27 protein-coding genes and 1 pseudogene are annotated in these 25,022 nt (G+C 71.3%); 15 read left to right on the forward strand and 13 right to left on the reverse strand.

Annotated features, from left to right (window positions below; all coding sequences use genetic code 11):
• Nucleotides 1–381: helix-turn-helix domain-containing protein (locus ACFQ87_RS18495; protein ID WP_380611831.1), on the reverse strand; the 381-nt coding region annotated here is incomplete at its 3' end.
• A 185-nt stretch (nucleotides 382–566) separates the two neighbouring features.
• Between ACFQ87_RS18495 and ACFQ87_RS18500 the strand changes: the two genes are divergently transcribed.
• From ACFQ87_RS18500 to ACFQ87_RS18530, 7 genes are all read left to right on the forward strand, one after another.
• Nucleotides 567–1,022, forward strand: a complete 456-nt coding sequence (locus ACFQ87_RS18500) for an ATP-binding protein (protein ID WP_380611832.1) — start codon at nucleotides 567–569, stop codon at nucleotides 1,020–1,022.
• Nucleotides 1,023–1,443: 421 nt separating this feature from the next.
• Entirely contained in the window at nucleotides 1,444–3,273 is a 1,830-nt protein-coding gene (locus tag ACFQ87_RS18505; protein WP_380611833.1) for a reverse transcriptase domain-containing protein, read from the forward strand.
• Nucleotides 3,274–3,391: 118 nt separating this feature from the next.
• A complete protein-coding gene (locus ACFQ87_RS18510; RefSeq protein WP_380611834.1) occupies nucleotides 3,392–3,625 on the forward strand; it encodes a hypothetical protein in 234 nt (77 codons plus the stop codon).
• Nucleotides 3,626–3,730: 105 nt separating this feature from the next.
• Entirely contained in the window at nucleotides 3,731–4,027 is a 297-nt protein-coding gene (locus ACFQ87_RS18515; protein WP_380611835.1) for a hypothetical protein, read from the forward strand.
• Between the two features lie 9 nt (nucleotides 4,028–4,036).
• Nucleotides 4,037–4,492: a hypothetical protein gene (locus tag ACFQ87_RS18520; protein ID WP_380611836.1), complete on the forward strand. Its 456-nt coding sequence runs from the start codon at nucleotides 4,037–4,039 to the stop codon at nucleotides 4,490–4,492.
• Nucleotides 4,493–4,573: 81 nt separating this feature from the next.
• Nucleotides 4,574–4,951, forward strand: a complete 378-nt coding sequence (locus ACFQ87_RS18525; protein WP_380611837.1) for a nuclear transport factor 2 family protein — start codon at nucleotides 4,574–4,576, stop codon at nucleotides 4,949–4,951.
• A 196-nt stretch (nucleotides 4,952–5,147) separates the two neighbouring features.
• Nucleotides 5,148–5,834, forward strand: a complete 687-nt coding sequence (locus ACFQ87_RS18530; RefSeq protein ID WP_380611838.1) for a hypothetical protein — start codon at nucleotides 5,148–5,150, stop codon at nucleotides 5,832–5,834.
• Between the two features lie 55 nt (nucleotides 5,835–5,889).
• On the opposite strand, the gene ACFQ87_RS18535 is transcribed toward ACFQ87_RS18530, so the two are convergent.
• The gene (locus ACFQ87_RS18535; protein ID WP_380611839.1) at nucleotides 5,890–6,561 is read right to left on the reverse strand and encodes a DsbA family oxidoreductase; all 672 of its coding nucleotides are present in this window, start codon (nucleotides 6,559–6,561) and stop codon (nucleotides 5,890–5,892) included.
• A gap of 174 nt (nucleotides 6,562–6,735) precedes the next feature.
• Here ACFQ87_RS18535 and ACFQ87_RS18540 point away from each other — a divergent pair, with 174 nt between their 5' ends.
• The gene (locus ACFQ87_RS18540; protein ID WP_380611840.1) at nucleotides 6,736–7,017 is read left to right on the forward strand and encodes a hypothetical protein; all 282 of its coding nucleotides are present in this window, start codon (nucleotides 6,736–6,738) and stop codon (nucleotides 7,015–7,017) included.
• Nucleotides 7,018–7,081: 64 nt separating this feature from the next.
• Here ACFQ87_RS18540 and gcvH read toward each other — a convergent pair whose 3' ends face one another.
• Nucleotides 7,082–7,477, reverse strand: coding sequence for a glycine cleavage system protein GcvH (gene gcvH, locus ACFQ87_RS18545; RefSeq protein WP_380611841.1), 396 nt, complete (start codon nucleotides 7,475–7,477; stop codon nucleotides 7,082–7,084).
• A 90-nt stretch (nucleotides 7,478–7,567) separates the two neighbouring features.
• The gene (locus tag ACFQ87_RS18550) at nucleotides 7,568–8,482 is read right to left on the reverse strand and encodes an aminoglycoside phosphotransferase family protein (RefSeq protein WP_380611842.1); all 915 of its coding nucleotides are present in this window, start codon (nucleotides 8,480–8,482) and stop codon (nucleotides 7,568–7,570) included.
• A 192-nt stretch (nucleotides 8,483–8,674) separates the two neighbouring features.
• On the opposite strand from ACFQ87_RS18550, the gene ACFQ87_RS18555 reads away from it, so the two are divergent.
• Nucleotides 8,675–9,895 carry a serine hydrolase domain-containing protein gene (locus ACFQ87_RS18555; protein WP_380611843.1) on the forward strand — a complete coding sequence of 407 codons (1,221 nt, stop codon included), beginning with the start codon at nucleotides 8,675–8,677 and terminating at the stop codon, nucleotides 9,893–9,895.
• Nucleotides 9,896–9,912: 17 nt separating this feature from the next.
• Here the strand turns inward: ACFQ87_RS18555 and ACFQ87_RS18560 are convergent, their stop codons facing one another.
• Nucleotides 9,913–10,437, reverse strand: a complete 525-nt coding sequence (locus ACFQ87_RS18560) for an AAA family ATPase (protein WP_380611844.1) — start codon at nucleotides 10,435–10,437, stop codon at nucleotides 9,913–9,915.
• A 135-nt stretch (nucleotides 10,438–10,572) separates the two neighbouring features.
• Entirely contained in the window at nucleotides 10,573–11,292 is a 720-nt protein-coding gene (locus ACFQ87_RS18565) for a chitinase (RefSeq protein WP_380611845.1), read from the reverse strand.
• A gap of 259 nt (nucleotides 11,293–11,551) precedes the next feature.
• Here ACFQ87_RS18565 and ACFQ87_RS18570 point away from each other — a divergent pair, with 259 nt between their 5' ends.
• Nucleotides 11,552–13,504 (forward strand): tetratricopeptide repeat protein, encoded by a 1,953-nt coding sequence (locus ACFQ87_RS18570; RefSeq protein WP_380611846.1) that lies wholly within the window; start codon nucleotides 11,552–11,554, stop codon nucleotides 13,502–13,504.
• On the opposite strand, the gene ACFQ87_RS18575 is transcribed toward ACFQ87_RS18570, so the two are convergent.
• On the reverse strand, nucleotides 13,501–13,692 hold the full coding sequence (locus ACFQ87_RS18575; RefSeq protein ID WP_380611847.1) for a DUF6011 domain-containing protein: 192 nt from the start codon (nucleotides 13,690–13,692) through the stop codon (nucleotides 13,501–13,503). The genes ACFQ87_RS18570 and ACFQ87_RS18575 overlap by 4 nt on opposite strands.
• A 57-nt stretch (nucleotides 13,693–13,749) precedes the next feature.
• Here ACFQ87_RS18575 and ACFQ87_RS18580 point away from each other — a divergent pair, with 57 nt between their 5' ends.
• Complete coding sequence (locus ACFQ87_RS18580) at nucleotides 13,750–14,520, forward strand: TetR/AcrR family transcriptional regulator (RefSeq protein ID WP_380611848.1); 771 nt, start codon at nucleotides 13,750–13,752, stop codon at nucleotides 14,518–14,520.
• Here ACFQ87_RS18580 and ACFQ87_RS18585 read toward each other — a convergent pair.
• A pseudogene (locus tag ACFQ87_RS18585) lies at nucleotides 14,521–14,829 on the reverse strand (winged helix-turn-helix transcriptional regulator); the annotation flags it as partial. It lies immediately after the preceding gene.
• 7 nt (nucleotides 14,830–14,836) lie between these two features.
• Here ACFQ87_RS18585 and ACFQ87_RS18590 point away from each other — a divergent pair.
• Together ACFQ87_RS18590 and rarD are read left to right on the forward strand one after the other, a co-directional pair.
• Nucleotides 14,837–15,259 carry a hypothetical protein gene (locus tag ACFQ87_RS18590; RefSeq protein WP_380611849.1) on the forward strand — a complete coding sequence of 141 codons (423 nt, stop codon included), beginning with the start codon at nucleotides 14,837–14,839 and terminating at the stop codon, nucleotides 15,257–15,259.
• A 146-nt stretch (nucleotides 15,260–15,405) separates the two neighbouring features.
• The gene (rarD, locus tag ACFQ87_RS18595) at nucleotides 15,406–16,383 is read left to right on the forward strand and encodes an EamA family transporter RarD (RefSeq protein ID WP_380611850.1); all 978 of its coding nucleotides are present in this window, start codon (nucleotides 15,406–15,408) and stop codon (nucleotides 16,381–16,383) included.
• Between the two features lie 40 nt (nucleotides 16,384–16,423).
• Here the strand turns inward: rarD and ACFQ87_RS18600 are convergent, their stop codons facing one another.
• From ACFQ87_RS18600 to ACFQ87_RS18610, 3 genes are read right to left on the reverse strand one after another with little or no spacing between them, the layout of a single operon-like run.
• A complete protein-coding gene (locus tag ACFQ87_RS18600) occupies nucleotides 16,424–17,296 on the reverse strand; it encodes an ABC transporter permease (protein WP_380611851.1) in 873 nt (290 codons plus the stop codon).
• Nucleotides 17,283–18,320, reverse strand: a complete 1,038-nt coding sequence (locus ACFQ87_RS18605; RefSeq protein ID WP_380611852.1) for an ABC transporter ATP-binding protein — start codon at nucleotides 18,318–18,320, stop codon at nucleotides 17,283–17,285. The genes ACFQ87_RS18600 and ACFQ87_RS18605 overlap by 14 nt, the downstream gene beginning before the upstream one ends.
• Before the next feature lie 3 nt (nucleotides 18,321–18,323).
• Nucleotides 18,324–19,535 carry an outer membrane lipoprotein carrier protein LolA gene (locus tag ACFQ87_RS18610; protein WP_380611853.1) on the reverse strand — a complete coding sequence of 404 codons (1,212 nt, stop codon included), beginning with the start codon at nucleotides 19,533–19,535 and terminating at the stop codon, nucleotides 18,324–18,326.
• 182 nt (nucleotides 19,536–19,717) lie between these two features.
• Here ACFQ87_RS18610 and ACFQ87_RS18615 point away from each other — a divergent pair, with 182 nt between their 5' ends.
• Nucleotides 19,718–22,306, forward strand: a complete 2,589-nt coding sequence (locus ACFQ87_RS18615) for a bifunctional FO biosynthesis protein CofGH (protein WP_380611854.1) — start codon at nucleotides 19,718–19,720, stop codon at nucleotides 22,304–22,306.
• A 212-nt stretch (nucleotides 22,307–22,518) separates the two neighbouring features.
• Complete coding sequence (locus tag ACFQ87_RS18620; RefSeq protein WP_380611918.1) at nucleotides 22,519–23,634, forward strand: ADP-ribosylglycohydrolase family protein; 1,116 nt, start codon at nucleotides 22,519–22,521, stop codon at nucleotides 23,632–23,634.
• A 94-nt stretch (nucleotides 23,635–23,728) separates the two neighbouring features.
• Here ACFQ87_RS18620 and ACFQ87_RS18625 read toward each other — a convergent pair whose 3' ends face one another.
• Both ACFQ87_RS18625 and ACFQ87_RS18630 read right to left on the reverse strand, forming a co-directional pair.
• Complete coding sequence (locus ACFQ87_RS18625; protein ID WP_380611855.1) at nucleotides 23,729–23,938, reverse strand: DUF397 domain-containing protein; 210 nt, start codon at nucleotides 23,936–23,938, stop codon at nucleotides 23,729–23,731.
• Nucleotides 23,935–24,798 carry a helix-turn-helix domain-containing protein gene (locus tag ACFQ87_RS18630; protein ID WP_380611856.1) on the reverse strand — a complete coding sequence of 288 codons (864 nt, stop codon included), beginning with the start codon at nucleotides 24,796–24,798 and terminating at the stop codon, nucleotides 23,935–23,937. The genes ACFQ87_RS18625 and ACFQ87_RS18630 overlap by 4 nt, the downstream gene beginning before the upstream one ends.
• Nucleotides 24,799–25,022 lie beyond the last annotated feature (224 nt).

Here is a 25,022-nt window from a genome sequence, read left to right on the forward strand (position 1 = left end):
CGGAATTTGCAACGTTCCGGGGATGTGCAACGAATCGAAGGCAGCGAAGGATTCTGCCCTGTCTTCTGCTTCTGCCAGGTCCAAGGAGAGCGTCGGGACCCTCCCCTTGAAGTCGCTCCACCAGCCCTTGCCGTTGCTCGCTCCGAGATCGCACAGAAGCCTGATGTAGGTCTCATCCGTGCACCCGTAGCCTTCGAGCAAAGCCGCGAGTCGTTCCGGGTCGAGGCTCGTCCGGGCGGCCTCGATGTGGCTTAGCTGTGGGCCGGCGATGCCGATGAGGGCGCCGGCATCCTTGACTGCCAGGCCCGCTGTCTCGCGCAGGCGCCTCAGCTCAGCGCCGAATCTCCGCTGTCGCTCGCTGATTTGGGTCCTGAGTGCCAAGGGGGGTTCCTTCCGTGTCGGTCCAGTCTCCACCCACACGAGTGAGCTTAGCCAAGCTGGGCGAGGTTTCTCGGTGATCGGGTTGCATGCGTGAGACCTCTGGCCCTACTCTCAGTGTTGCACTGATCACATGACGAAGTGTCTGCTTCGTCGATTCCCCTCCTCTCTTTCCCCTGGGGTTTCTTATGTGTGTCTCCAATCCTCCCGACTGGTCCACCGCTCGTACTGAGCTCTGCGGCCTCCTCGCCTCCGCCGGGTGGCCACCCGCCCTCATCGCCGACGCCGAGCTCGCGCTTCACGAGCTCTTCGTCAATGCCTGGAAGCACGCGGGGAGTTCGTCGCCCCTCGTCACCCTCGCCCTCTCCCCGCAGCTCCTCCGCGTCTCGGTGAGCGACGGCAGCCCGCTCCTCCCCGCGCCCCGCACCCCTGCCGACCCGCTTGCTCTCTCCGGCCGGGGCCTCCACCTCGTCCAAGCCCTCACCCACCGTTTCGGCGTCGACCCCCGCAAGCAGGGCAAGGTCGTCTGGTTCGAGTGCGCCCTGAAAGCGCCTGGCTGTATCCCCGGCATAGCCGGGAGGAATTCGGAGGTTATTCCTGGGCCCAATGGCTTACCTGGCGTCGAAAGACTAAGGGGGCCGTAGCATGCCAGTGAAGCGGTGACTGGGCCCAGATATCAGGGACGGTGTACCGCGAGGCCCGCGCGATACGGCGAAAGCTGGATTGCCTGAACCCTAATCTCCAGTCGATTCAAAGACAGATCCGCCGGAAAGGTATCCGAAACCGGTGCCGCTCCCTGCATCAGGTCCTTCGAATGCCGATGCAACTCCGGGGAGCGGGGCGATGTCCAGCGAGGATATTCAAGGAGATGAGTGGGGCGCCTAAGTCGCGCTATCACGTACAACCAGGACGAACAGGGGATCACCTAAAGGGCGCGAGCCCAATGGTGACGGAGTGTCCGTAGTAGTCGCAGGAGTCACGACCTGCCGGGGAGGACGGGAAAGCCGTCCACAGGGCCAAGGGACACAGGTGACCGGATATCAATGGAACCGGGAGGTATGCGTAATGCAGAGCGCCGAAGCGGTACTTGATATCCTCCGTGAACGCGGCAGGCGCGGCCTGCCGTGCAGGGAGCTCTATCGGCAGATGTTCAACCCGCAGTTGTATCTCATGGCCTACGGGCGCATCTACTCCAACAAGGGGGCGATGACACCCGGGGCGACAGGGGAAACCGCGGACGGCATGTCACTGGCGAAGATCGGACGCGTCATCGACGCGATGCGCCACGAGCGCCACCGGTTCAAGCCGGTCAAGCGGGTCTTCATTCCGAAGAAGAACGGGAAGCGAAGGCCGCTGGGGTTGCCGTCCTGGACGGACAAGCTGGTCGGTGAGGTGATGCGTCTCCTGCTGGAGGCGTACTACGAGCCGAAGTTCTCCGACCGCTCCCATGGTTTCCGTCCCCACCGGGGCTGCCACACCGCACTGCGCGACGTGGTCCGCACCTGGACCGGGACCAGCTGGTTCATCGAGGGCGATATCGCCCAGTGCTTCGACGCGCTCGACCATCGGGTGATGCTCGAAACGCTGGCCGAGAAGATCCACGACAACCGGTTCCTGCGGCTTGTGCGCAACATGCTCAAAGCCGGATACCTGGAGGACTGGAACTGGAATGCCACACTGAGTGGCGCTCCGCAGGGCGGTGTCCTGTCGCCCATCCTGTCCAACATCTACCTGCACCGGTTGGACTCCTTCGTCGAAAAGGTTCTCATGCCGGAGTACACCCGAGGCGGACTCAGGGCGAGGAACCCCGAGTATCGCAGGGTCGGAGACGCTATCCAGCGTGCACGAAGGCGCGGTGATCGCACCGCCGTGCGCGCCTTGCGCAAGCGGCTTCATTCTCTCCCGAGTCAGGACATGAATGACCCGGGATACCGCCGCCTGCGTTATGTGAGGTACGCCGATGACACCCTCCTCGGGTTCGCCGGACCCAAGGCCGAGGCCGACGAGATCAAACAGCGCCTCGCACGGTTCCTGCGCGATGACCTCAAGCTGGAACTGTCCGAGGAGAAAACGCTGGTCACCCATGCCAGAACACAAGCTGCCAGATTCCTCGGCTACGAGATCAGGACTCAACGGGACGACGGAAGGTCCGAGCGGAAGAAGGGAAACCGGCGGCTCCGTCGCTCGGTGAACGGAACCATCGCCCTCCACGTCCCGAAAGACGTGATCAAGGCCAAATGTGCGCCCTACCTGACACGCGGGAAACCCGCGCACCAGCCGTCGATGTACAAACACGACGATTACAACCTCGTCGGCATCTTCGGTGCCAGGTATCGCGGGATCGTCCAGTACTACCTGCTGGCCGGCGACGTCCACCGACTGAACCGGCTGCACTGGGTCATGCAGTCCTCGCTGCTGTGCTCCCTGGCGAACAAGCACCGCTCGACCGTGTCGAAGATGGCCCGCAAGTACAAGGCCACCATCGACACACCGGCCGGGCCGCGCAAGTGCCTCCAGGTCAGCATCACCCGTGCCCCGAGCAGCAAGCCACTGGTCGCCCGGTTCGGTGGAATCCCACTCCAGCGCAGAAAGGGCGCGGTTCTCAAGGACCGCGATCCTGTCCAGGCAGTCTCCGCACCACGCCAACGAGAGTTGGTCAGAAGGCTGTTGACCGGGATCTGTGAGCTTTGCGGAGCGACCGAGGACATCGCGGTCCACCAGATCCGCAAGCTTGCCGATCTCGACCTCTTCGGGCAGGAGCAACCAAAGTGGGCCGCCGACATGGCCAGGAGGAGACGAGTAACCCTACTCGTCTGCCCAACCTGCCACAACGGCATCCACGTTGACTGCGAAAGCGCACCTCGCGGAAATCACTGGAGAGCCCGTTGCGGTTAACGTCGCACGACGGGTTCGGGAGGAGGCCGCTGGGAAAAGGACCAGCCCACGGGCTGGCACCTCGCCCGGCGGCCCACCTCACACTGGAGGTCGCCGCGTGAACCGCCGTCGTCAGCCCATGAAGCCCACCGACCCCCGGATCCGGGCCTACACCGACGAGCACATCCGCACCCTCCTCGCCGAACTCCACGAGCGCGGCAAGAAGTTCGGCCTGATCTTCCCGTCCGCCACCACGGACAAGACCCTCGACGGCCGCGTCCTCGTCCGCTTCAACACCGCGCCGGCCTCGACCTTGCTCAACCTCCTCACCCTCCTCCTCGACGCGGACCGCGAGCGCCAGTGCGGTTCCTGATCGCCGTTGCCTTTCTCTCCCTCCTCGCCCTCGCGATCACCACGGTCGCCCTGGGCGTCATCACCGCGCTCAATGTTGCAAAGCCCGACGAAGAGGAGCACTGACATGTCAGACCCCGACCCGGACCCGGCCGTCGCCAACGCCCTCGCCGCGACCCACTACGCCGTCGCCGCCGCGTTCAACTCCCTCGCCGCCACCCCCGTCACCCCGCCCGTCCCCGACGACTTCGACTGGCCCGACCTCGAATCGTTCGTCTTCCGCCTGGGCTTCGCCGCCGACGGCTCCGACACCGCCCTCAACCTCTACCGCCTGCTCTTCGCCGTCCAGCGCATCGCCTACCGCGAGGCCGCCGGCCGCAACTCCCCCTGGCTGGCCTCCCGCCTCAACCCGCGCGCCCACTAGCCTGGCCGCATGGACGAGTTCGCTACCCGCCTTCACGACGCCTGGGAGTGGTGGCACGCCGCCATCGAGGACGCCCAGGAGGGCCGTTGGACCCGCAGCCCTCTTGAGCGCCAGGTGATGGACGACATCGCTACCGCCACCATCGGATTCGGTTATCCGGACCCGTCCGTCGAACCCTCCTTGCGCGCCCGCATCTGCCGCATCGCCACCTGGGCGGGCGTGCTCCGTCTCGCCGCCCGGGCAGGCGGCTGGGAACTCGTCCCCGTCGTCGGCGTCACCCCTCCCCGCCCGGCGGGCATGGCCGAACTGCTCTCCGCCGTCTACGCGGTCGGCGAGCAGGGCGAGACCTGGCTGCGGCGGCTCCTCGCCGACGGCCCGCCGCCGCTCGGCGCGGTCGCCCGGTTCGAGGCCTTCGTCACCGGCCCCGGCTCGGTCGAGGACCTCCGCCAGTTCTTCTACGACTAGTGCTGTGACCGGGATGATCCACCGTGATCGGAAGGCGGCTCGCGGGACGAGCGCACGCGCAACGGCTGGTATTACTGGGGCATGCAGGAAGAGACGGCACGCTCCGCGATCGACACGTTCATCTCCGCGTTTAACGCCTCGGACGACAGCTATGTGACTGCCCTGCTCTCCCAGGCCCTGACCTCAGACGTGGTCTTCTGGGGGCCGTTGGGTCGCAGCGAAGGAATCGCGGCGGTCGAGCGGTTCGTGCTGGATATCCGGCGCCACCCGGCGGGGACCGGCACGATGATGCGCTGCTCAGAGGTGGACATGCCTGACGAGTGGGCCCGGTACCGGTGGGTCTTCACCACGCCGGATGGAGGCCCCCGCCTAGCGGGAACGGACGTCGTCCATCTGCGGCGGAGCCTCATCGACCAGGTCATCGTCTTTGCGGGGGAGATCGAGCCGTCCGCCTCCTGAGTCGTCCTTCTGTCGCTGTCCTTCGCGTGAACTTGTCCCTTTCGGCACTCCGGGGCTGCGGTGGATCACGTCGCACACGGTGTCCTCATCGGCCTGGACCAGCTGGGCGATCACCGGCAGCCGGTTCCCGCTCGCCGAAGCGAAAAGACTAGAAATCCGCAGGACAGCCCACCCTGACCTCCGGTACGACAACCCGGTGAGACTGAGAACGAAGATCCACCGGGTCCGCCTCGGCCGGGACGAATACCGGGTGATCACCCCGGCCCGGCAGACCGCCGGCGCCTTCCTCTATGCGAGCCCGGGCAGCTGGTTCACGGAGCTGCACGTCGACCGGCAGTGCGCCGAGGACCTCGCGACGCTCTGGGCCCTGGCCGCCCGCTCGAAGCGGTCGCTGATCCACCTGCCGCTACGTGCCAATACCGGCCCGACCGGCCCGACCGGCCTGCCCGACGTCCCGGCCGAGGACCGGTTGGACCTCCTGCTCGTCCACCACAGCCTCGGTTTCCCGCCGTCCCGCTGGAAGGAGGTCCGCGCCCGCCTGGGCGCCGGGATCCCGCACACCGTCGACCTCCCGGCCACCGACTTCCCGCCCGAGGAGGCGATCGACTACGAGCGCCACAACTTCACGGGCTGGCGCGACCACCTCCGCTTCGCCGGTGCCGCCCACACGCTGGTGGTCACCGGCAGCCCCACCGCCTTCCGCTGGACGGGCTCCCTGCTCCACGGGCTCAGCCGTGAGGCACCCGGCTGGCGCCCCGGCTGGCGGCCCGACGCGCACTACTGCGTCACCCTCACCCACGGGGGCTGGGGCTCCGGCCGCGCGGCCAAGGGCGTCCCTGGGGGTCTGCACCTCACCTACGCCCACCGCTGGCGCGCCCAGTGACCCGACCGGCCCGGGAGTAGGAAGTCGGCCCGTCCGACTTCCTACTCCAAACCCCTCAGCTCGCGGGCTTGAGGGGCACCAGCGGCACCGCCACCCGGCTCTCCCAGGCCTGCTCCAGCGCCCGCATGAACGTTTCCGCAGGCTGCGCGCCGGACACCCCGAGCCGCCGGTCCAGGACGAAGAACGGCACCCCCGTCGCCCCCATCGCGGTCGCTGTTGCCTCGTCCTCGCGCACCGCCTCCGCGTACGCCTCCGGATCGGCCAGTACGGCGGCGGCCGCCTCGCCGTCCAAGCCCGCCTCGACGGCCAGCTCGACCAGCCGCCCGTCCTCGAAGGCGGAGCGCTCCTCGGCGAAGTTGGCCCGGTACAGCGCGTCCAGCAGCTGCCCCTGTCGGCCGTGCTCCTTGGCGAAGTGCAGCAGGCGGTGCATGTCGAAGGAGTTCGCCGCGTCGCGCCCGTCGTCCAGGTACGGCAGCCCCTCGCCGCGCGCGTTCTCGGCGATCCGGGCCTCCGCCGCCTCGGCCTGCTCCAGGCTCATCCCGTACTTGGCGGCGAGCAGCGGGATGACTGGACGGGCCTCGCGCGGTGCGTGCGGGTCCAGCTCGAAGGAGCGGTGGACGACCTCCACCTCGTCGCGGTGCGGGAAGTGCTGCAAGGCCTTCTCGAACCGCGCCTTGCCGATGTAGCACCACGGGCAGTTGATATCGCTCCAGACCTCGACGCGCACGGCGCTGTACTCCTTCCAGCCTTGCGCGGACCTTCCGCGCGGACACCAACCGGAACACAGCCATCCGCATGAATATTTCTCGTCCTGAAATATTCAGGTGCGGGAGGCACGGCGCGGCCGGAAGGATGGTCCGGCGAAAGGGTCCGTCTCCGATCTCCAACTGGGGGAGTCGCCGTGTCCTTCGAGTTCGTGCGCCGTCTGGACGGCCTGGTCTACCGCTACCGCCGGGACGGCGAGTTCAACGGCAGGCCGTCGTTCGAGCGGGTGGACCTGGACGTGTGGTGCCGCTGGCTGCCCGGGCGGGGCTGGTGCACCGTCGGTGCCGACGGGATCGGCAACGGCTGGCCGCTGCTCGGGCGGACCGGGGAAGAGGCGTTCCCGCCCCTCGGCCCCTGGCGGAGCTGGAAGGCCGGCAAGTCGTACCTCTACGACCTGCGCCGCACCGACGCACCCTGACGAACATCCGCGCGCACCCGGCCCTCCTCGTGGCGGGAGCCGCGCGAGGAGGGCCGGGAGGCGGTTACTCCGACCCCTCGGCGACGTAGGCCTCGTACTCGGCGGCCGAGAGCAGGGCCTCCAGCTCACTGGTCTTGGTCAGCTTGAGTTCGATGATCCATCCGCCGCTGTGGGCGTCGGTGTTGATCAGCTCGGGTTCGTCGTTCAGCTCCTCGTTGATCGCGGAGACCGTCCCGGACGCCGGAGCGTAGAGCTCGCTCACCGCCTTGACCGACTCCACCGTTCCGAACGGCCTGTTGGCCTCGAACTTGGCTCCCACCTTGGGAAGTTCGACGAAGACGACGTCGCCGAGCTGCCTCTGGGCGTATTCGGTGATGCCGACCCGTGCCTTGCCGTCCACCGTGGGTTGCACCCACTCGTGGTCCTTGGAGTACCGGAAGTCCTTCGGGTAGTTGGCCATGGGAATCTCCGTAGGGTTCGCCGTCGAGCCTGACGGTGCGTCAGCCGCGAGGAGGAGCCTGCTACAGATCTCCGTCACCCGCCGCGATACTCACTCGAACGAGTGAGTCAGGCGCCGCAGGGCGGCGTGAGCGGGCGGCCCCCAGCTGGCCTTGCCGCCGGGGAGGCCGCGCAGGCCGGCCTCCCCGATCCGGAGGCCGCTGAGGGCGCGCAGCGCCGCCCAGCCGCGGGCGCGGCGCAGGGTCGCGGTGTCCGCGGTCGGCCGGTAGGCCGCGTGGAAGCGGTCGCGGGCGCCGTCCGGCAGCAGGGCCCACGCGGCGGCGAGGTCGCAGGCCGGATCGCCCATGCAGAGGTCGCCGAAGTCGATCACGCCGCAGATGGTGCCGTCGGCGGTGAGGACGTTGGCCGGATGCAGGTCGGCGTGCAGCCACACGGGCGGTCCCGACCACGGCGGCGCGGCCACGGCGTCGGCCCAGACGGCCCGGACGGCGTCCGGGTCGGGGATCAGCCCCAGGTCGACGGCCTCGGCGAGCTGCCGGTCGAACCCCTCGGCGTGGTCGGACGGCGGCCCGCCGCGGCCGCGGCCGACGGGAGCTCCGGCAGGGGCGGGCTGATGGAGGGCGGCCAGGAAGGCGGCCAGGGCGTCGGCCGCCGCCTCGGCGCGGGTGGCGGGCTCGCGGTCGGCGGGCGCCCCCGGCACCCAGGTGGTGACGAGCCACGGGCGCGGGAACCGCTCGGAGGGCTCGCCGAGGCGCTGCGGCACCGGGACGGGCAGCGGAAGGCGCGGCGCGAGGCCGGGCAGCCAGGCGTGCTCCTTGCGCAGCAGCGCGTCCGCGTCTTTCGTGGCCCAGGGCAGCCGGACGGCGAGGTCCTCGCCCAGTCGCCACAGCTGGTTGTCCCAGCCGCGTGCGCCGAGCCGCACGGGGCGGTCGGCCAGGTCGGGGTGCTGGTCGCGCAGCAGCTGTCGGACCAGCTCCGCGGTGATCTCGGGCTCGGTACGGGTCATGCGGAGCAACGGTAGCCGGGCGGCGGCGAGTTCGTCCGCCCCGCCGCTGATTGGTGGTCACCCTTAGGCGGCGGCAGGACTGATCAGGGGCGGTTCAGGGTTCATCCCGATACCGGTCGGCTCGGCGGCCGAGCAGGATCGAACACGTCGCCAAGAAGCCGTTCAGGAGCGGCTCGTCCAACGGAGTGTCACATGAAGCCCCTCGCCCGCCGCGCCGCCGCCCTCGGACTGGCCTGCTCCGCCCTCGTGGGCCTGACCGCCGCCTCGGGCGCCCAGGCGTTCGCCGCGAGCGGCACGGGCTCCACCACCACGACGGCCTTTCCGGTACTGAACCCCGCCGCGCTCCAGGCCGCCATCGAGACCCGGCCCTCCGACAACGCCTCCGGCGCGGTCGCCCTGGTCGCCGAGCCGGGACAGCTGTGGAAGGGCTCCACCACGGACTCCCAGACCGGCCGGAAGATCCCGGAGAACGCGCACTTCCACGCCGGCAGCATCTCCAAGGTCTTCGAGACCACCGTCCTCCTCCAGCTCGCCGCCGAAGGCCGGATCGACCTCGACCAGACCGTCCAGCACTACATGCCGGGCCTGCTCCCGGACACGTTCCAGCCGATCACCGTCCGCCAGCTCGTCAACTACACCAGCGGCCTGCCGAACGTGGACGAGGGCAAGCCCGCCGAGAGCGCCGACGAGACGATCGCCGACCGCTACGACTACCGCACCTTCGACCAGATCATCCAGGAAACCCTGCGCCCCGACGGCCGCCCGTGGCCCGGCCCGCACTTCGCGCCCGGCACCGAGCAGGAGTACAACTCCCTCGGTTTCCGCATCGCGGCCGAGCTCATCGAGCAGACCACCGGCAACTCCTTCAAGGGCGAGGTCACCAACCGCATCCTGGACCCCCTGCACCTGACCCAGACCTCGGTGCCCGAGGACGACCCGGAGATGCCCCGCCCCTACCTGCACGGCTACATGACCGCCGACAGCGGCCAGGCCGTCGACACCAGCGAGCAGGGCGGCGACCCGTCCAACATGATCTCCACCACGGCTGACCTCGACCATTTCCTGACCGCGCTGCTCCAGGGGCGTCTGCTGCCCGCCGCGCAGCAGAACGAGCTGTTCACCCTGCCCAAGGACAACGAGGGCAAGCTCGTCCCGTTCGTCGGCGGCACCTCCTGCAACAAGGTGGCCTGCTTCGGCGCCGGCCTGATGTCCACCCCGCTGCCGAACGGCACGGTGCTGTGGGGCAAGACCGGCCACGACGACGGTTACGCCAACGGCATGTTCGCCACCCGCGACCTGTCCGTCCGCGCCGTCTACTCGATCTCCAACCTCGGCCTCGACTTCGGCGCCCCGACCCCGCTGTCCAACCGCCTCCTGGTGGCCGTCCTGAACCCGTCCGCCCCGCAGCACTGACACGGGCCGCCCGGCCGTCAGACGAAGGACGGCCAGCGCTCGGCGGCCCAGGCGCGCCAGTCGGCCCAGCCGGGCGGGGCCTCGTCGAGGTCCCGGCCCGCCAGTTCCGCGGCGCCGGGTTCCTCGAAGTGGGCGTGCCCGTCGAGGATGTCGGCCTCGGTCATCGGGAGGGTCTCGTGCGGGGTCGTCGCCCAGCGGTGGGCGATGCGGGCGCGCTGGGTGTCCGGGTCGACCGGGAGGTAGCGCATCCGGCAGGACGCGCCGATCGACTCCGCCAGCCAGCGGATCGCGGAGCGTTCGTCCCGGCCCCAGCAGCCGAAGTCCACCACCACGTCGGTGCCCGCCCGCAGGGCCTCCAGGGCGATCGTCAGCAGCCGCCCCTCCAGCACGTCGCGTTTGCCGTCAGCCTCGAGCCCGTCGAACAGCGGGATCATCCACTCGTCCGGGCTCAGCCTGATCGCCCGGTGCTGCTCGGCGAGCCGGCGGGCCTCGGTGGTCTTTCCGGCCCCGGGCAGGCCGACCATCAGGAACAGCGTCGTCACGTCCGGATGGTGGCAGGCAGAGCGCGCCCGGGGCGAGCGGTTTTGCCCGGACCGTCGGGCGCGGCGGATCCGTACGGAGACGTGTGGAGCAGGAAGTCGGCCCGGCCGACTTCCGGCTCCGGGACACCTGGGGGATCAGCAGGAGATGTTGCCACCGCCCACGTTCGTGCCGAGGACGCCGACGAACCTCTTGAACAGGTTGATCCGGTCGTTGCGCTCGTCCGGGTTCTTGCCGTTGCACTCCAGGTCGCCGTTGATGCTGCGGATGGTCTCGCCGAAGCCCTTGTTGTTGACGATGGCGTCGTGCGGTGTCGCCGTCCCGGCCCCCTTCTGGCTGTCCCAGAACCAGAGGCCGGTCTTCCAGGCGACGGTCGGGTCCTTCTCCACCTTGTACGGGTCGTGCAGCAGGTCGATGTGCAGGGCGTCGCCCGCGGCCTTGTAGTTGAAGTTCCAGCTGAGCTGCAGCGGCCCGCGGCCGTAGTACGCGGAGTGCCCGGCGGGGCAGCCGTACGGCTGGGTGGTGTCGCAGTAGTGGCTGTAGTTGGCGGTGTTCTGCTCGACGACGTACTTCAGGCCGCCGGTCTCGTGGCTGACGTTGGCGAGAAAGGCGGCCGCCTCGCGCTTGTGGGTGGCGTCGTCGCCGGTCTTGGTGAAGCCGGGGTAGGCGCTCAGGGCGTTGGTCAGACCCTGGTACGTGTAGAAGGGGTTCCGGTTCGGGAACATCTGGTTGAACTGGGCCTCGCTGACTACGAAGGAGCCTGCGGCGGCGGCCTGGGTGGCCGTCGGCCCGGCCAGGACGAGGGTGCTCAGAACGGCGGCCGAGGCGGCTGCGGACAGCACGCGGGAAAGCTTCATCATTTCCTCAACAGGTCGTCGGTGAACGGTGCTTCGCTCTCGAAGCACCGGAGTCATCGTGCTGGGCGGCGTCCGGGATCTGAACGTTTCCGAGGTCTAAACCACTCGTAAGGGTCGTATCCAGTCGAGGAGTTGGGGCTCCGGTCGAGGAGTTGGGGCTCCGATCGCCCCAGGGTGATCATCCGGCGGCCAGGCGCACCGGATAGCCTCGTCCGCGCACGGGGAACGAGCGATCACGGCGCGACCGGGGGACAGGGCGATGGCGCACACCGACGACGAGGGCGACGAGCGGCTGGCGGCCGAGGGTGAGGTGGCCGTCGCCCGGCTGGCGATCGACTCCGGGGACCTCGCCCACGCCGCCGACCACCTCGCCGACGCCATCCTCTCCGACCCCCAACTGCCCGAACTGCACGAGGCGCTGGCCGAGTTGTGCGCGGCGGCGGGCGGCCCGGCGGCGGCGCGCGAGCTGTTCCCGCTGGACGGCGAGGTCTACCTCGGCACCGTCGCCTGCCGCGCCCACGTGGAGGCCGCCGCCGGGGACTGGGACACCGCCGTCGGCCTGCTCGCCTCGGCGATCCAGTACGAGCCGGCCCGCCCCTGGGCGCACACCGCCTGGCTCGCCCGCGAGGACCTGCCCGCCCTGGTCGACCCGGACGCCGTCGCCCAGGCGGTGGCCCGCGCCGCCGGCGCCCTGCCCGACCCGATGCCCGACGAACTGGCCGACGCCGTAAGGCCCTTCGAGGAGTTCGTCCGGGCCGTACTGGCCCGCAACGGCGAGCATGCGCTGCTGCTGGCGATGGCCTCCGGCCTGACCCGCCGCCTCGGCGCCACCGCCCGGGCCGTCGAACTCGCCGAACGGGCCCACCGGTCGGCTCCCGGCTACCTGCCCTCCGTGATGCTCGGCAACGCCCTGCGCTCCGACGGGCAGCCCGAGGCGGCGCTCGCCGTCTGGGAGGCCGAACTGGGCCGGGAGGCACCGGAGAAGGACAACTCCAGCAGCTACCTCGCCGTCGACGTGGCCGAGCTGTACGGCGCCCTCGGCCGCCCGGCCGACGGCCTGACCTGGCTGGACCGGGTGCTCGCCACCGCGCCCGACCACCCCAAGGCCGCCCCGGCCGGGTACGGGCTGCGCCATGCCCTCGACGGGGACCCGGTGCACCTGCTCGGCCTGGCCGACCACCACCGCGCCCACCCCGACCACGAGTACGCCCAGGACCTGCTGGAGCGGCTCAGCCACCGCGAGCCCTGGCTCGGCATGGTCTCCGGCGCCACCGAGGCGACCGTCAACGTGCTGCACCAGGTGCTCGGCGCCGACGGCACCGGCCGCGACACCGAGATCGACTGCACCGCCTCCGCCGTCGAGCCGCCCAGCTCACTGCTGGCCGTCCACCTCGCCCTGCCGCGCTCCACCGTCTCCTACCGGTCCGTCGGCGAGCCCGACCCCAGGCTGCCGCTGACCGAGCCCACCACCAGGATCTGGTCCTGGGACGGCACCGACCCGCGCCCGGCCGTCGCCCCGCCCGCCGCTTCGAGCGCCGAACTCGTCCGCGCCACCGCCGAGATCGTCTGGCCGACCGTTCCCGCCGCCTACGACCACGCCGTCCGGCTGGCCGGACTGCCGTTGGAGGAGCTGCTCGGCGTACTGGTCCACCCGCCGCTGCCCCGCGAGGACGACCTCGGCCGCGCCCTGCTCGCGCACCAGCCCGAACTGTGGGTGCGCGCCGTCCAGGCCTTCGCCTGCCTCGGCATCGCCCACCACCGCACCGACCAGCCGTGGGAGGGCTCGGAGCGCCGCCGGGTGCTGCGCGACCTGCTGCTCGGGCCCGAGGACTGGGTGGTCGAGGCGGCCGGCTTCGCCCTGGTCGCGATCGGTTGGACGCACCCGGACAGCCGGGCCGACATCGCCGGGCTGCTGCACCGGCGGCTGGAGTACGGCGCCCGGGCGCGCCGCAGCCGGGTGGTGACGATCCAGCGCTCGTTCGCCGCCCTGGTGCTCGCCGCGCCGTGGACGGACCCGGCCGACCGCGACCTCGCCCGGCACCTGCTGGCGGAGGAGGGCGGCCGGGGCGCCGACGGCGCCGGGAACACCGAGAACACCGAGAACACCGGGAACGCCGAGGACACCGAGGAGGAGGCGCCGGTGGAGCCGAGCGCACCGCATCGGCCCGAGCCCCGCCCCGGCCTGATCCGCCGTCTCTTCGGGCGGTCCTAGACCCCCGGCAGCGCTTCCTGGTCCACCTCGAACCGTGCGACCCGCTCCACCGGGTCGCGGCACTCCGGTCCCAGCCGCAGCATCCGCGACTCCGGGTCGTGCAGCGGCCGGTGGCAGCGGCGGCAGGTGACCCGGGGCCGGAGGGCCTGGGCGGTGTCCGTGCCGGGGAGTGGCTCAGGGCTGGTCATGGGGAGACGGTAGCCGCCCACGGCTGCCGAGGCCGCCGCCGTGAAAGGATCCGTCCCATGGCCACGGACCGCAGCAGCGCAGGAGACCCGGCGCGCACCCTCGCCCTGCTCTGGGGGCTGACCGCCGAGGAGAAGCCCGGCCGGCGCGGCCCGAAGCAGGCCCGCTCGACCGCTGAGATCGCCGCCACGGCGATCGCTCTGGCCGACGCCGAGGGCGTGGACGCCGTCACCATGCGCCGGGTCGCCCAGGAGCTCGGGTTGTCCCCGATGGCGCTCTACACCTACGTCCCCGGCAAGGCCGAGCTGCTCGACCTGATGCTGGACACCGTCTACGCCACGATGCCCCGCAGCGCCCCGGCCGACGCGGGCTGGCGGGCCGGGGTCACCGCCGTCGCCGACGACAACCGGGCGCTGTTCGGCGCCCACCCCTGGGTCGCCGCCGTCTCCACCAGCCGCCCGCCGCTCGGCCCGGGCCTGATGGCCAAGTACGAGTACGAGCTGCGCGCCTTCGAGGGCACCGGCCTGCCGGACGAAGAGCTGGACGCCGCGCTGACCCACCTGCTCGGCTTCGTCCAGACCTGCGCCCGGATGGCCGCCGACGAGCGCGCCGCCCAGCAGGACAGCGCACTGACCGACTCCCAGTGGTGGGAGGCCAACGCCGGGCTGCTCGCCCGGGTCTTCGACGCCGAGCGCTACCCGGTCGCCGCCCGCGTCGGCGCCGCCGCCGGCCTGGCGCACGGCGGCGCGTACAGCCCGGAGCACGCGTACGCCTTCGGGCTGGGCCGGGTGCTGGACGGGCTGGCGGCACTGATCAAGGAGCAGTGCTGATCAAGGAGCGGTAGGCCGCCCGTCGTACTCCTCGCGGGCACCGGCGACGGCGCACATCCGGGACTCCACCCAGCGCGCGAGCGCCGTGACGTGCTCGGCGGCCTCGCGTCCGAGCGGGGTGAGGCTGTAGTCGACCCGGGGCGGGATCACGGGGTGGGCCACGCGCAGCACCAAGCCGTCCCGCTCCAGGGTCTGCAGCGTCTGGGCGAGCATCTTCTCGCTGACCCCGCAGACCCGTCGGCGCAGCTCGCTGAAGCGGTAGCCGCGTTCGCGCAGGGCGACCAGCACCAGCACGCCCCAGCGGCTGGAGAACTACGTGGCGGGCGCGGCCGCGAGCGTCGCGAGCGGCGAGGTCTTCGGCAGCAGCGGGGAGGGGCGGGTGGCCGGTGCCGCCCGCCGGGACTACGCCGACGCGGCGGTGGCGGTCCTCACCGGCGAGGGGCACGAGAACAAGGTGTACGAGCTGAGCGGCGATGCCGACTGGAGCATGGGCGAGCTGGCGGCCGAGCTGACCGCGGCCTCCGGCAGCCCGGTGGCGTACCGGGACGTCACCGCGCAGGAGCAGGTCCGCCGACTGGTGGCCGCGGGGCTGCCGGAGGGCTTCGCGGAGCTGTTCCCGAACACCGACGCGGCCATCGCCAGGGGTGAGCTGGCCCTGCGCACCGGTGACCTGGCCCGGCTGATCGGCCGCCCGACCGTCCCGCTGGCCGAGTCTGTCCGCGCCGCACTGGGTGCATGAGGCAACCACCTGACCTGCGAAAAGGCCGGAACCCGTCCAGCATTCAAGCAATGTCATGACCAAAATCCGAAAACGGAGATGACAGCCCGCCCTCCCGCCCGCTACCGTCACCTCGATACATCGCGCGCGCGGGAGGGCACTCGGCCATGCCACAGACAACCCAGCAGGACAGCGGCCGAGGCCTCTGGTACGGCATGGCGGCCTACGGCATCTGGGGGCTCTTCCCGTTGTTCTGGCCGCTGCTGGAGCCCGGCGCCGCCGACGACATCCTGGCCAACCGGATGGTCTGGTCCCTGGTCGCCGTGGTGCTGATGCTGGTGGCCCAGCGGCACTGGAGCTGGATACGTCCGCTGCTGCGCCAGCCCCGCCGACTCGCCATGCTGGCCGGTGCGGCCACGGTGATCTCCGTCAACTGGGGCGTCTACATCTGGGCCGTCAACAACGGCCACGTGGTGGAGACCAGCCTCGGCTACTTCATCAACCCCCTGGTCACCATCGGCTTCGGTGTCCTGGTGCTCAAGGAGCGGCTGCGCGGCGCCCAGTGGACGGCCGTCGGCATCGGCGCCGCCGCCGTCGCGGTCCTGACCGTCGCCTACGGGCAGCTGCCCTGGATCGCGCTCGTCCTGGCGCTCTCCTTCGCCACCTACGGCCTGCTGAAGAAGCAGGTCGGGCTGAGCGGGCTGGAGAGCCTGGCGGCGGAGAGCGCCTTTATGTTTCCCTTCGCCCTCGGCTACCTGATCTACCTGGAGGTCAGCGGGCACGGCACCTTCGGGCACACCGTGCCCGGCTCGTACGGCTGGGGGCACTCGGCGCTGCTGATGCTCAGCGGCGTGATCACCGCGATCCCGCTGCTGTTCTTCGGCGCGGCGGCCGTGCGGGTTCCGCTGACCGTGCTCGGGCTGCTGCAGTACCTGGCGCCGGTGTTCCAGTTCCTGATCGGCGTCGCCGTCTTCCACGAGTCGATGCCGCCCGCGCGCTGGGCCGGCTTCGCCCTGGTCTGGGCCGCGCTCGCGCTGCTCACCTGGGACGCGCTGCGCCAGGTGCGGGCCGACCGCGCGGGGCGGGCCGCGGCCGTTGCGCAGCCCGCCCAGGCGGAGTCCCTCAAGGAAACCGTCACGCGCTGATGTCGCTCACGCGCTGATGTCGCTCACGCGCTGATGTCGCTCACGCGCTGATGTCGCGGCTGGTGAACCGCGACCAGGCCGCCGAGCCGAACACGGCGACGTAGGCGGCCTGCAGGCCGAGGTCCTTCCACACGCCGTCCCAGTACATCGGTTCGCGCAGCAGGTCGGAGAAGTTCATCCAGTAGTGGGTGAACAGGAACGGCCGGATCGCGTCCAGCTGCGGGAAGGCGTCCAGGATCTGCACGGTGATCACCAGGCCGACGGTCGCGGCCATCGCCGCGATGCCGCTGCCGGTGAGGGTCGAGACGAACAGCCCGATGGCCACCAGCCCGGCCAGCGAGAGCGCGACCACCCCGGCCACCAGCACCGCCCGCAGCAGCGCGTCGGAGAAGCCGACGGTGTCCCCGGAGATCAGCGTGACCTCGCCGAGCGGGAACAGCGCGGCCCCGGTGGCCAGCGCCGACAGCGCGACCGCCGCCGTCGCGGCCAGGCAGAACACCAGCCCGGCGGTGAACTTGGCGGCCAGTAGCCTGGTCCGCCCGGCCGGGGCGACCAGCAGGTAGCGCAGCGTCCCGGTGGCCGCCTCGCCGGCGACCGAGTCCCCGGCCACCACCCCGACCGTCATCGGGAGGAAGACCGGCAGTGCCACCGCCAGCGCGGTGAACACCAGGAACAGCCCGTTCTGGGTCGTCTGCGCGATGAAGCTCGGCCCGCCGCCGCCCTCGTGCGGGCTGTCGGTGTTGAGCTTGACCACCACGCCGATCAGGATCGGCAGCACCGCCAGGATGCCCAGCAGCACCTTGGTGCGCAGCCGGCGGAAGGTCAGGTGCAGCTCGTTGCGGAACAGCGCCAGGAACCCGGCCGCGGTCTGCGGCCGACGCCCGGCCACCGGCAGCGCCTCAGCCTGCGACATCGAAGCCCTCCCCGGTCAGCGCCACGAAGGCGTCCTCCAACGTGCCTCGCTCCAGCCCGAATCCGTGCACCCGCACCCCGGCCTCGACCAGCGCCGCGCACAGTTTGGGCAGCACCTCGTCGCCGCCCTGGGCGCCCAGCTCGCCGTCCACCCGGCCCTCGCCGGGCACCAGCGAACCCACCTGGTGGGCGGCCAGCACCTCGGCGGCCTGCGCCACGTCGGGGGTGCGGACCACCAGCCGGCCCTGGGCCCGGGCGGCCAGCTCGGTGACGGTGCCCTGCACCACCAGCCGGCCCCGGGACATCACCGCCGCGTGGGTGCAGACCTGTTCGATCTCGTCCAGCAGGTGCGAGGAGAGGAACACCGTGGTGCCCTCCGCCGCGACCTCCCGCACCAGCGCCCGGATCTCCCGCATGCCCTGCGGGTCCAGGCCGTTGGTCGGCTCGTCCAGCACCAGCAGCTCGCGCGGCTGCAGCAGCGCGGAGGCAAGGCCCAGGCGCTGCTTCATCCCCAGGGAGTAGGCACGGGCCTTCTTGCCGGCCGCGGCACTCAGGCCGACCCGCTCCAGCGCGGCGTCCACCCGCTGCCGGCGGGTGCGCGGGTCGGCGGTCGGGTCGGCGGAGTCGAAGCGGACCAGGTTGTCCCGGCCGGAGAGGAAGCCGTACAGCGCCGGGCCCTCGATCAGCGCGCCCACCCGGGGCAGCACGGTGGCGACGGACTGCGGCATCGACTCGCCGAGCACGGTGGCCACGCCGGAGGTGGGGGCGATCAGGCCCATCAGCATCCGGATGGTGGTGGTCTTGCCGGAGCCGTTGGGGCCGAGGAAGCCGAACACCGAGCCGCGTGGCACGGCCAGGTCCAGGCCGTCCACGGCGAGCTGGCCGCCCCGGAAGCGCTTGGTCAGGCCGCGGGTTCTGATCACGTCGTCGGTCGGGGAGGCGGAAGGAGCGGGGGCCGGGCGCGGCGCGGCGCCCGGGCCCCCGACCGACTCCGTAACGTCCCCCGTTACGGGAGTCCCGGTCATCCGTCAGTTCACCCCGGCGGCGTGCTGCAGGACCGGCAGGGTCACCGCACCGGCGAAGACCCGGCCGTCGTCGGTGAGCAGGACGTTGACGACCTTGGTGCTGATCAGCGTGCCGCCGCCGACCGGCTTGCCCAGCGACTTCGCCAGCGCCTGCGGGTTCACCGGCTGGCCGTGGTGCTTGCCCTGCTTGCCGTCGCCCTTGGCCTCCCCGGCGGGCAGCCGGGTGGAGACCACGGCCGTCCAGCCCTCGCCGATCACGTTCACGCCGCCGTGGTCCTTGGCAGCCCCGGCCTTGGCCTCGTGACCCTTGGCCGCGTCGTCCGCCTTCTGCTCCGTCACCTTGGCGCCCTTGGGCACCGTGAAGTCGAAGGTCTTGGCGGCCGGCTTGGCGAAGGACACCTCGGTGAAGTGGACGTCCAGCACGGTGGAGCCGTCGGTGGACTTCACCACCACCGCGAGCGGCACCCCGTTGTCGGCGGCCACCGAGATCCGCACCTCGGCGACGGTCGAGCCGGACTGGGTCGGCTTGACGCTCAGCTGGTACGCCTTCTGCCCGGCCACGGTGGCCGTCCCGGCCACGGTGACGGAGGTGGTGCCGGCGCTCTCGGTCAGGAACCGCTTGGCGGCCTCCTGCGGGGTGGTCGGCACCCCGGTCAGCGGAGCCTCGGGCCGGTGCTCGCCCGCCGGACGCCCGGTCAGGTGCACCGCGCTGTTGGTCGAGCTGTCCCAGGCCCAGCTCTGGTCGCCGTTGCGGACCAGGCTGTAGCCCGCCATGTTCTCCATCAGGTCCACCCGCTGGCGGTCCGGCCCGTCCACCGCGACCCGCAGGGTCTGGTCCCCGCCGAGCAGGCCGAGCAGCTTGGCCTGCGGGTCCGCCGAGGAGCCCTTGCCCTGCTCGCCGCCGTGCCCGGCCGCCGCGGCGAGACCGCCGGCCCCGCTCAGCAGCTGGCCGGGCAGCCCGAGGTCGGTCGAGACCGACACCGTCCCGGACAGGGTCTGGGCGTCGGAGCCGAGCGCCTTGGCCACCAGCGCCTCCGCCGAGACGGCCGGCAGGTCGGGCGGGGAGTCGGCGGCCAGCGCGGGCACCAGCCCGACCCCGGTGGCGATCACCGCGGCCACCGCCAGCGGGACCCCGGCCCGTACCAGGGTGCGCCGTCGTGAACGGAACGGCACTGCGCCGTCCTGCTGGTCCCCCGCCGCCGTTTCATTGGTCATGGCGTCTTCAACTCCTCTGTGAACCCCTGCGATTGGCTCTGTCCTTCCATTAGAGGCGGGTGCCGCCACGACGTCATCGCCCTGCAGGGCCAGATCGGGGTGAACCTGGTAGGTATATCGACCCTGAGAAGGCCTCAGGGTTGACTCCTCCGAACGTACGACACCTGGCGTAGGGTCGCGCCATGGACGGAACCGCCGTGGACGCAAGCACCCCTCCGACCGCGAACGCGATGCGGCGCGCCCTGCGTCGCGCCCGGGACGGCGTGGCCCTCGACGTGACCGAGGCGGCCGTGCTGCTCCAGGCCAGAGGCGAGGACCTGCGCGACCTGTGCGCCGGTGCCGCCCGGGTGCGCGACGCCGGACTGGAGGCGGCCGGCCGACCCGGCGTCATCACCTACTCCAAGAGCGTCTTCATCCCGCTCACCCGGCTCTGCCGCGACAAGTGCCACTACTGCACCTTCGCCACCGTCCCCGGCAAGCTGCGCCGGGCCGGGCACGGGATGTTCATGTCCCCGGACGAGGTGCTGGAGGTGGCCCGGCGCGGGGCCGAACTCGGCTGCAAAGAAGCCCTGATCACGCTCGGAGACAAGCCCGAGGACCGCTGGCCCGAGGCCCGCGAGTGGCTGGACGCGCACGGCTACGACGACACCATCGCCTACGTGCGGGCGATGTCCGTCCGCATCCTGGAGGAGACCGGCCTGCTGCCGCACCTCAACCCCGGGGTGCTGAGCTGGACGGACTTCCAGCGGCTGAAGCCGGTCTCCGCCTCGATGGGCATGATGCTGGAGACCACCGCCACCCGGCTGTGGAGCGAGCCCGGCGGCCCGCACTTCGGCTCCCCGGACAAGGAACCGGCCGTCCGGCTGCGCGTGCTGGAGGACGCCGGCCGCAGCTCCGTTCCGTTCACCAGCGGCCTGCTGATCGGCATCGGCGAGACGTACCAGGAGCGCGCCGAGTCGCTGTTCGCGCTGCGCAAGGTCTCCCGGGCCTACCACGGCGTCCAGGAACTGATCCTGCAGAACTTCCGCGCCAAGCCGGACACCGCGATGCGTGGCATGCCGGACGCCGAACTGGACGAGCTGGTGGCCACGGTGGCGGTGGCCCGCCACCTGCTCGGCCCGACGGCGTGCCTGCAGGCGCCGCCGAACCTGGTGGACGGTGAGTACGAGCGGCTGATCGCGGCCGGCATCGACGACTGGGGCGGCGTCTCCCCGCTGACCCCGGACCACGTCAACCCCGAGCGCCCCTGGCCGCAGATCGACCGCCTCGCCGAGCGCTCGGCCGCGGCCGGCTTCGAACTGCGCGAACGCCTCGCCGTCTACCCCGAGTACGTGCTGCGCGGCGAACCCTGGCTGGACCCGCGGGTGCTGCCGCACGTGCGCGCCCTGGCCGACCCGGCCACCGGCCTGGCGAACCCGGACGCGGTGGTCGAGGGCCGCCCCTGGCAGGAGCCCGAGGACCTCCCGGAGGCGTACGGGCGGACCGACCTGCACACCGCCGTCGACACCGAGGGCCGCACCGGCGACCGCCGGGCCGACTTCGAGGACGTGTACGGCGACTGGGAGGTGCTGCGCGAGCAGGTGCTCGCGAAGGGCGCGCCCGAGCGCCTCGTGGGCGACCTGCGCGAGGCCCTGGCGGTGGCCGCCGACGACCCGACCAAGCTCACCGACGACCACGCGCTGGCCCTGTTCCACGCGGACGGCCCGGCCCTGGACGCCCTGTGCCGGATCGCCGACGACGTCCGCCGGGACGCGGTCGGGGACGACGTCACCTACTGCGTCACCCGGAACATCAACTTCACCAACGTCTGCTACACCGGCTGCCGCTTCTGCGCCTTCGCCCAGCGCCGCACCGACGCCGACGCCTACACCCTCTCCCTGGAGCAGGTCGCCGAACGGGCCGCGCAGGCCTGGGAGGTGGGCGCCACCGAGGTGTGCATGCAGGGCGGCATCCACCCGGACCTGCCCGGCACCGCCTACTTCGACATCGCCCGCGCGGTGAAGGAACGGGTGCCCGGGATCCACGTGCACGCGTTCTCCCCGATGGAGGTGGTCAACGGCGCGACCCGGACCGGGCTCTCGATCCGAGACTGGCTGCAGCGGGCCAAGGAGTCGGGCCTGGACACCATCCCGGGCACCGCCGCCGAGATCCTGGACGACGAGGTCCGCTGGGTGCTCACCAAGGGCAAGCTGCCGGCCGCGACCTGGGTCGAGGTGGTCACCACCGCGCACGAGCTGGGCATCCGTTCCTCGTCCACGATGATGTACGGGCACGTGGACACCCCTAAGCACTGGCTCGGCCACCTGCGGCTGCTCGCCGACATCCAGCAGCGCACCGGTGGTTTCACCGAGTTCGTCACCCTCCCGTTCATCCACACCAACGCCCCGGTCTACCTGGCCGGCATCGCCCGCCCCGGCCCGACCGCCCGGGACAACCGCGCCGTGGTCGCCATGGCCCGGCTGCTGCTGCACCCGCACATCCCCAACATCCAGACCAGCTGGGTGAAGCTGGGCACCGAAGGCGCGGCCGAGATGCTCCGCTCGGGCGCCAACGACCTGGGCGGCACGCTGATGGAGGAGACCATCTCGCGGATGGCCGGCTCGGCGTACGGCAGCTACAAGTCGGTGCGCGACCTCCAGGCGATCGCCGAGGCCGCGGGCCGCCCCCACCGCCAGCGCACCACCCTCTACGGCGAGGTGCCGGCCGAGCGGCAGGCGGCGGCGCTGGCCTCGGACGGGCACCTGCCGGAGCTGCTCCCGGTGCTGGACTAAGGCCTGTCCGGCCTGGGCCGGTCCAGGCCGACCGCGGGACCCCGGCCGTCGCGGAGACGGCGGTCGGGGCGGGGACGGCGGCCGGGGCGGGGAACCGAAGTGCGAGGGACGCCGTCGTTTCGCTCGCGCCTTCGAATACAGTGCCAGGGCGCGCGGCGGCCGTGCGTCGCGCGGACCCGCCCCCCGACCCCGACGAAAGGCGCCCCGTCGTGATGCCCCTGTGGTCACGAGCCCAGCAGCAGGACTTCCGCAGCCGGGTGCGGGGCTGCCTGCTCGGCGGTGCCATCGGTGACGCGCTCGGCGCCGGCGTCGAGTTCGAGTCGCTGGAGAAGATCCGGGCCCAGCACGGCCCGCGGGGCGTCACCGGCTACGTCCCCGCCTACGGGCGCACCGGCGCCGTCACCGACGACACCCAGCTCAGCCTGTTCACCGTGGACGGCCTGATCCGGGCCCACATCCGGCGCGACACCGGCAGCTGGCACCCGCCCACCGACCTGCACCTGGCCTACCTGCGCTGGGCCGCCACCCAGCGCGACTGGGGCCCGGACGAGCGCCGCCCCGACCTCGGCTGGCTCGGTCGCGAGGAGTGGCTGTACGCCCAGCGCGCCCCCGGCCAGGGCTGCCTCACCGGCCTGACCGGGCCGGACGGCGAGCGGCTCGGCACCCTGGAGCGCCCCAAGAACCCGCACTCCAAGGGCTGCGGCACGGTGGTGCGGGCGGCGCCGTTCGGGCTGCTCACCACCTGGGAACCGGGCCTGGTCTTCCAACTCGCGGTGGAGTGCTCGGTCCTCACCCACGGCCACCCGACCGGCTACCTGGCGGCGGGCGCGTTCGCGGTGATCGTCCAGTCGGTGGCCCGTGGCGGCACCCTGGAGGAGGGCGTCCACCTCGCGCTGGCGCTGCTCTCCGAGCGGCAGGCGCACGAGGAGACCACGGCCGCGCTGCGGGCCGCGCTGGACGCCGTCCGGGCCGGCGAGCCGTCCGCCGAGCGGGTCGAGGCGCTGGGGGAGGGCTGGGTCGCCGAGGAGGCGCTGGCGATCGCGGTCTACTGCGCCCTGGTCGCCCACGACGTGCGCTCGGGCCTGCTGTTGGCGGTCAACCACTCCGGGGACAGCGACTCCACCGGCGCGATCTGCGGCAACCTGCTCGGGGTGCTGCACGGCGACACCGCGCTGCCGCCGGGCCTGCTGGCGGGGCTGGAGGGACGTGGCGCGATCCTCGAACTCGCCGACGACTTCGCGCTGGAGCTGATGCACGGCACCGAACTGCACGACCGGCAGACCCCGGAGGGCGTCAACTGGTCGGTCCGGTACCCGGTGGTGCACTGAACGAACGCCGTGAAACGGCAGTTGCCCGTAGCATCGGCCGCCGCTCGGGGCGACGGACGGCGCTACGGGCAACTCGTCCGAGCACGGATCCCGGTCAGGCCTCGCCGAAGGCGCCCGCCGCCGCGGCCGACGCGAACGCGTTCCAGGCCTCGGTGGAGAAGAGCAGCTGCGGGCCGAGCGGGTCCTTGGAGTCCCGGACCGCCACCGCCCCGGCGGCAGGTCCGGCGATCTCCACACAGGCGCCCTGGCCACCGCTGTGACTGCTCTTGCGCCAGGGGGTTCCGTACTCGGAGGGGGTGCTCATTCGTGGTATCCCTTTTCGATGTCGGCTATCAGCGACCGGCTCTCCGCGACACCGAGTGCGGCCGCTCTCAGGTAGTCGTAAAGACCGGTATAGCGGCGCACGTCGGCCTCCTTCTCCAGGTAGAGATCGCTCGTCACACCTTCGAAGTAGACAACCGTGGAATCGGCTGACTCCGGGAACTCCAGCAGGGAGAATGTCCCGGTCATGCCGGGATGGGCGCCGTGCGAGAACGGGATCACCTGGATGGTGATGTTCGGGCGCAGGCTGAGCTCCAGCATCTGCTGCAGCTGCCGGGCCATGATCTCCCGGCTGCCGACCTCGCGGCGCAGCGCCGCCTCGTCTATGACGGTCCACAGGCTGCCGAGCTGGTTCTCGCCGTGGACGCGCTCCTGGCGCTTCATCCGCACCTGCACCCGGCGCTGCACCGCGATCGCGTCGGTGTCCGGCTGGGTGCCCTCGACCACGGCCTGGGCGTACTGCTCGGTCTGGAGCAGCCCCGGGATGAAGGAGGACTCGTAGGCGCGGATCGAGGAGGCCTCGGCCTCCAGGCCGATGTAGACGCTGTACGGGGTCGGCATGTCGTTGAAGTCGTGCCACCAGCCGCGCTGGCGGGACTCCTTGGCCATCTCCATCAGGCTGCTGCGCATCTGTTCGTCGGACACGTTGTAGACGTCGCAGAGGTCGCGCACGTCGCGCTGGCTGATGCTGCGACGGCCGTTCTCGAGCCGACTGATCTTCGACTGGGAGACCATCAGCCGGCCGGCGACCTCCTCCGCCGTCATCCCGAGGCCCTCGCGGAGTTTTCGCAGCTCCGAGCCGAGGCGCCGGCGGCGCACGGTGGGATTGATGTTCGCGGACACGTCGACCTCCGGCCGGACCTCTGGTGATCGTTGGAACGGCAGCCCTCGGAACACTTCGGACATTGGGACCAACCCCCCTGACTTGGAGCAGCATGACACCTTGGGCCAGGTCGGCGCCGGGGAATCACAGCAGCGCAGTAGAACAGATCATCGGAAAAGCGCTTCTGTGAGACAGCGCAAGCCCCCAGGTGGTAATGCGGCTCGACGACTCGAACCGGTGGTTC

Origin of the sequence: Kitasatospora sp. NPDC056531, assembly GCF_042794375.1 — a bacterium.
GTDB lineage: Bacteria > Actinomycetota > Actinomycetes > Streptomycetales > Streptomycetaceae > Kitasatospora.

Coding starts and splice junctions, on each gene's coding strand:
- ACFQ87_RS18615 (WP_380611854.1), top strand. CDS start 19,718: ATGGACGGAACCGCCGTGGACGCAAGCACCCCTCCGACCGCGAACGCG.
- ACFQ87_RS18580 (WP_380611848.1), top strand. CDS start 13,750: ATGGCCACGGACCGCAGCAGCGCAGGAGACCCGGCGCGCACCCTCGCC.
- ACFQ87_RS18575 (WP_380611847.1), bottom strand. CDS start 13,692: ATGACCAGCCCTGAGCCACTCCCCGGCACGGACACCGCCCAGGCCCTC.
- ACFQ87_RS18605 (WP_380611852.1), bottom strand. CDS start 18,320: ATGACCGGGACTCCCGTAACGGGGGACGTTACGGAGTCGGTCGGGGGC.
- ACFQ87_RS18625 (WP_380611855.1), bottom strand. CDS start 23,938: ATGAGCACCCCCTCCGAGTACGGAACCCCCTGGCGCAAGAGCAGTCAC.
- ACFQ87_RS18520 (WP_380611836.1), top strand. CDS start 4,037: ATGGACGAGTTCGCTACCCGCCTTCACGACGCCTGGGAGTGGTGGCAC.
- rarD (WP_380611850.1), top strand. CDS start 15,406: ATGCCACAGACAACCCAGCAGGACAGCGGCCGAGGCCTCTGGTACGGC.
- gcvH (WP_380611841.1), bottom strand. CDS start 7,477: ATGGCCAACTACCCGAAGGACTTCCGGTACTCCAAGGACCACGAGTGG.
- ACFQ87_RS18620 (WP_380611918.1), top strand. CDS start 22,519: ATGCCCCTGTGGTCACGAGCCCAGCAGCAGGACTTCCGCAGCCGGGTG.
- ACFQ87_RS18565 (WP_380611845.1), bottom strand. CDS start 11,292: ATGAAGCTTTCCCGCGTGCTGTCCGCAGCCGCCTCGGCCGCCGTTCTG.
- ACFQ87_RS18525 (WP_380611837.1), top strand. CDS start 4,574: ATGCAGGAAGAGACGGCACGCTCCGCGATCGACACGTTCATCTCCGCG.
- ACFQ87_RS18510 (WP_380611834.1), top strand. CDS start 3,392: ATGAAGCCCACCGACCCCCGGATCCGGGCCTACACCGACGAGCACATC.
- ACFQ87_RS18600 (WP_380611851.1), bottom strand. CDS start 17,296: ATGTCGCAGGCTGAGGCGCTGCCGGTGGCCGGGCGTCGGCCGCAGACC.
- ACFQ87_RS18610 (WP_380611853.1), bottom strand. CDS start 19,535: ATGACCAATGAAACGGCGGCGGGGGACCAGCAGGACGGCGCAGTGCCG.
- ACFQ87_RS18550 (WP_380611842.1), bottom strand. CDS start 8,482: ATGACCCGTACCGAGCCCGAGATCACCGCGGAGCTGGTCCGACAGCTG.
- ACFQ87_RS18570 (WP_380611846.1), top strand. CDS start 11,552: ATGGCGCACACCGACGACGAGGGCGACGAGCGGCTGGCGGCCGAGGGT.
- ACFQ87_RS18555 (WP_380611843.1), top strand. CDS start 8,675: ATGAAGCCCCTCGCCCGCCGCGCCGCCGCCCTCGGACTGGCCTGCTCC.
- ACFQ87_RS18505 (WP_380611833.1), top strand. CDS start 1,444: ATGCAGAGCGCCGAAGCGGTACTTGATATCCTCCGTGAACGCGGCAGG.
- ACFQ87_RS18500 (WP_380611832.1), top strand. CDS start 567: ATGTGTGTCTCCAATCCTCCCGACTGGTCCACCGCTCGTACTGAGCTC.
- ACFQ87_RS18515 (WP_380611835.1), top strand. CDS start 3,731: ATGTCAGACCCCGACCCGGACCCGGCCGTCGCCAACGCCCTCGCCGCG.